Source organism: Micromonospora sp. NPDC049799, assembly GCF_040656655.1.
Classification (GTDB): domain Bacteria; phylum Actinomycetota; class Actinomycetes; order Mycobacteriales; family Micromonosporaceae; genus Micromonospora.
In genome coordinates, this window is record NZ_JBFAMU010000676.1 from 1 (window position 1) to 2,250 (window position 2,250).

At 73.3% G+C, this 2,250-nt stretch carries 5 protein-coding genes and 1 pseudogene; 3 read left to right on the forward strand and 3 right to left on the reverse strand.

Annotated elements, in window-relative coordinates; all coding sequences use genetic code 11:
- Nucleotides 1-162: 162 nt before the first annotated feature.
- Nucleotides 163-384 (forward strand): hypothetical protein, encoded by a 222-nt coding sequence (locus tag AB0I76_RS28125; protein WP_357041615.1) that lies wholly within the window; start codon nucleotides 163-165, stop codon nucleotides 382-384.
- Between the two features lie 23 nt (nucleotides 385-407).
- The gene (locus AB0I76_RS28130) at nucleotides 408-602 is read left to right on the forward strand and encodes a hypothetical protein (protein WP_357041618.1); all 195 of its coding nucleotides are present in this window, start codon (nucleotides 408-410) and stop codon (nucleotides 600-602) included.
- Nucleotides 603-666: 64 nt separating this feature from the next.
- Here AB0I76_RS28130 and AB0I76_RS28135 read toward each other — a convergent pair whose 3' ends face one another.
- The 3 genes from AB0I76_RS28135 to AB0I76_RS28145 are packed head-to-tail and all read right to left on the reverse strand — an operon-like array spanning nucleotide 667 to nucleotide 1,878.
- The gene (locus AB0I76_RS28135) at nucleotides 667-1,200 is read right to left on the reverse strand and encodes a DUF1360 domain-containing protein (protein ID WP_357041621.1); all 534 of its coding nucleotides are present in this window, start codon (nucleotides 1,198-1,200) and stop codon (nucleotides 667-669) included.
- 34 nt (nucleotides 1,201-1,234) lie between these two features.
- Complete coding sequence (locus AB0I76_RS28140; protein WP_357041624.1) at nucleotides 1,235-1,555, reverse strand: hypothetical protein; 321 nt, start codon at nucleotides 1,553-1,555, stop codon at nucleotides 1,235-1,237.
- A complete protein-coding gene (locus AB0I76_RS28145) occupies nucleotides 1,555-1,878 on the reverse strand; it encodes a DUF6158 family protein (protein ID WP_357041627.1) in 324 nt (107 codons plus the stop codon). The genes AB0I76_RS28140 and AB0I76_RS28145 overlap by 1 nt, the downstream gene beginning before the upstream one ends.
- 121 nt (nucleotides 1,879-1,999) lie before the next feature.
- Between AB0I76_RS28145 and AB0I76_RS28150 the strand changes: the two are divergent.
- Nucleotides 2,000-2,250 (forward strand): annotated as a pseudogene (locus tag AB0I76_RS28150) (hypothetical protein); the annotation flags it as partial.

Below are 2,250 nucleotides of genomic sequence, written 5' to 3' on the forward strand. Positions count from 1 at the left end.
CGCGACCCGCGCCCACTGCTGCTGCTTAATCTTGATGGTCAGTTCGCGAGTTGCCGGGTTAGAGCAGGCGAGGGGGCGGGGGGGGCGGGGGGGGAGTTTGGGGGGAATCGGGGCGGGTAGCTGGATCGGGTGACCGACGACGCGCCCGTGACCGAGCGACCCGTGACCGATGTGCCCCTGACCGACGATTCGGACGTACGGCGCCTCGACGACCTGCTCAAGGACCTGTACCACGGTCAGGAGCGGATCAGCCAGGGGGACATCTACCGCCGCGCCGTCGCGGCCGAGCTTCCGGCCGAGCTGCTCACCCGGATCGCCGCCCTGCCCGAGGGCCAGTACGCGGTGGACGAGGCGGCCGACCTGCTCGGCGGGTCGGTCACCTGACGGGGCGACGACAAGGAGAAGAGATGTCCCACCACCAGGAGCACCACGAGAAGATCGCCGCCCTGGGCCAGCCGCCCGAGGGCACGGACACGTTGCCCGAGCCGGACTTCGCCAACGAGCACGACCGTACGGCGGTGGACCGGGACATCGTCACCGGCGCCGACGCCGACGAGCGCGAGGAGGAGTCTCCGCGCGGCTGGTCCGGCGAGGAGAGCTGACCGTACGACCGACGCGACGAAGGGGCCGGCGAACCGCCGGCCCCTTTCGCTCGTGTCCCGGGGATCAGTCCCCGTCGTCGTCGCCCTCGGCGGCCTGCTGCGCCACCGCGTACGCCATCTGGAGGAAGTCCGACGCGGCGACCGCGGTCATCGCGGTGGCCACGAGGCGGGTCAGCCGCGGTGCCAGCACGAGGCCGCCGGTCAGGCCGGTGGCCACCCAGACCGCGAGGCAGAACGGGCAGCTCAGCAGCTCGCCGATCGCGTGCCGGGCGGAGCTGCCGGAGTCGCGGACCTCCTCCATCACCTCGCCGCTGCCGATCGGCTTCTCGTAGCGGGTGAAGGGGGCTCGCAGCGGGCTGGTCACCGCGTCCTTGGTGAGCAGCCGGCTCAGTTTGTGCGTGGCGATGGAGAGCAGCACCACGTCGGCCGGCGCGGGACGCTCGGGCACCGGCCGTCCGGTGGCCCTGACCAGACCGGCGAGGGCGGCGGTCACGCCGGCGTAGGTGCCCATCGCCACCAGGTAGCTGCCGATCGGGCGGTGCTCGTGCGGTGCGTAGGCCCGGCGCAGGCGCGCCACCTTCTCCTTGACGTCGGTCACCGGTCTCCTCGTTCTCGTTGATCCGCGGACCGGCTCAGCCGGCCTGGAGGTTGTCGGCCACCTCGCGGGCGAGGTTGTCCAGCGCCTCGCCCGCGAGGTGGTCGGCGTCGGGGCCGCCGGTCAGATCGAGCCGGACCCGGGCGCCGCCCGCGTCGGCCTGGTCGACCCGGATCTCGGCGCTCCAGTCCCCGGCAGCGCGCCAGCGGGCCTCCAGCTCCTCCGCGCTGACGTGCTCGGCCGGGGTACCGTCGGCCCGCAGCGGTTCGGGCAGCCACGCCGACGCGCGGGCCGGGTCGGTGGCCGTGTTGAAGACCACCTCCGGCGGCGCCGACAGGCCGCGCTCGGCCGACGCCATCAGGCGTCCCGGAGCCGGCTCGGGTCCACCTCGCGCCCCGGGTGCCGAGCCAGGTACTCGGTTTCCAGCTCGGCCGTCCGGCGCAGGTGGTTGGCGAGCGCGGAGTCCGCGGCGTGCCGCAGCGTGTCCAGCCGGGTGCGGTGCAGGCTGTGCATCTCGCGGATCAGGTCGTCGTCGCCCAGCTCGGCGGGGTCGACGCCGAGCAGTTCGCCGTCGAGGTCCGCGCCGCCCGAGGGCGTGTCGTGCACCTGGTCACCGCCCCATTCGGGCACGCGCTGTTCCGGGCTCGAGAAATCGTCCTGCCGTAGGGATCCGGTCATCATGCCCCCCTGGTCTGTTTTGGGCTGGCGTCTAGACGGATGCCCACACCCGCTGGCACCAAACCATTCGGCGTACTACGACACCGTGTCGGAGGTCGCGGCGGTCCCCGGTACCCTCGTGGGCATGAAGCGGCTGTGGACCCCGGGGTGGATCGCGCGCCACGTGGCCATGGTCGTGCTGGTGGGGGCGTTCCTGTCGCTCGGCTGGTGGCAGGTCAGCCGGGCCGCGGCCGGCAACGCGATCAGCTGGGGCTACGCGATCGAGTGGCCGGTCTTCGCCGGCTTCGTGGTCTTCGTCTGGTGGCGCGAGGTGCGGCACGCGCTGCGCGCGTCGTCGACCGACGAGCCGCCGGCCGCCGCGGGGCCACGGCCGGC

What these genes read in the sequence shown, in the direction of transcription:
- AB0I76_RS28130 (WP_357041618.1), top strand. Translation starts at nt 408, where the DNA reads ATGTCCCACCACCAGGAGCACCACGAGAAGATCGCCGCCCTGGGCCAG.
- AB0I76_RS28140 (WP_357041624.1), bottom strand. Translation starts at nt 1,555, where the DNA reads ATGGCGTCGGCCGAGCGCGGCCTGTCGGCGCCGCCGGAGGTGGTCTTC.
- AB0I76_RS28145 (WP_357041627.1), bottom strand. Translation starts at nt 1,878, where the DNA reads ATGATGACCGGATCCCTACGGCAGGACGATTTCTCGAGCCCGGAACAG.